The sequence below is a fragment of the Microcystis sp. M53603_WE2 genome (genome assembly GCF_030065435.1).
This window is the reverse complement of record NZ_JASJFF010001221.1, coordinates 1-1,180: the sequence shown is the minus strand read 5'-3', so window position 1 is coordinate 1,180 and position 1,180 is coordinate 1. Positions and strand designations below refer to the sequence as shown.

At 41.3% G+C, this 1,180-nt stretch carries 1 protein-coding gene and 1 pseudogene; one reads left to right on the top strand and one right to left on the bottom strand.

Annotated features, from left to right (window positions below):
* The first annotated feature begins 367 nt into the window (after positions 1 to 367).
* On the top strand, positions 368 to 727 hold the full coding sequence (locus PX481_RS25525) for a hypothetical protein (protein ID WP_288025191.1): 360 nt from the start codon (positions 368 to 370) through the stop codon (positions 725 to 727).
* Between the two features lie 32 nt (positions 728 to 759).
* Here PX481_RS25525 and PX481_RS25520 read toward each other — a convergent pair.
* A pseudogene (locus PX481_RS25520) lies at positions 760 to 1,180 on the bottom strand (IS1 family transposase); the annotation flags it as partial.

The window sequence follows — 1,180 nt, the reverse complement described above, 5'->3', positions numbered from 1 at the left end:
TCAATTAAGTCTCTTGCCAGATAAGGATTTAGTCGATTTATGCCCCCCTATCGAACCATAACAAGTAACGAAGAGCCGTGGCTTGTTAACAAGTTTTATCAATCTATTCATAATAAATATTGGCAGAGGATTAAAGATTAGTTATTGTGACTAACTCTTTTGATTAGAAAAAGATAAACTTGATAATCTTCAGTCAAATTTATTGACTCAAAATCAGCTGTACTTAATAATTTAAATGAATCAACCCTACCTACAACCCACACCCAGCCTAGACTTTAATCTCGTTGTCACCCCTGTAGAGAGGAGTCACAATAGACCAAAAGTGCTAGCATGGAGATTAAGCAAATATTTTGTTAAGGAGAGGGCTATGCCTCAATATCTTTCTCCTGGCGTTTATGTTGAAGAAGTACCTTCAGCAGTCAAAGCGATCGCCAGAGTCAGCACCAGCATCCCCGGATTTATTGGCATCGTGCCAGATGAAGTCAATTCGCCATTTGTTGATGTAGTCATCGATGAACCAGTTGGTAAGGGGGATGGAACCAAGAAAGTCTTCAATCTGAGCCGGTATCCAGTCGTGACCGATGCAGGCACCTTTAAAATTAAGGTTAAGGGCAACCCGACCGAGGCAACGCTGTCCAATGACGAGACGAACAAAGTCTCTCAAGTGACCTTTACTAATTCACCAGGCAACGAGGATGCTATCACTGCCGAGGTGGTGATTCGGTAGTAGTGATGGCGGCTTAATCCTTTGCTTTGCTGTGCATTGTAGTCATGGATAAAATACCAAAGGGCTCCCCAACGTGATTCTCCATTTTTTTAGAGAAAGATAGACTCTCTCTCACCAGCCGAGAAATCCTTTGTCGAAAGGTATTATTTAATCTTTCAATAGGATTAGTTTGACCAGTTTCTTGACCGACTGGTCGATGACGTTTACTGGGAATTACTGTCTTATAGTACTCCCAAAAGTCTGTGTAAGCAACTGCACATTGTCGGTCAACGCCTGGTAAACTGACCCCAAAGTTTTTTGGCTGATTGACGACTCCTATCTCCGCGCATAGCAACCAATAATTTCCCTTGTCTTTCTATCAATTAACCGCCAAATATAGACCTTTATCGTCTTAGAAAAAACCAAAGACCACATTTCATCACATTCTCTAACCAATTTACCTTTTGGTTTGTC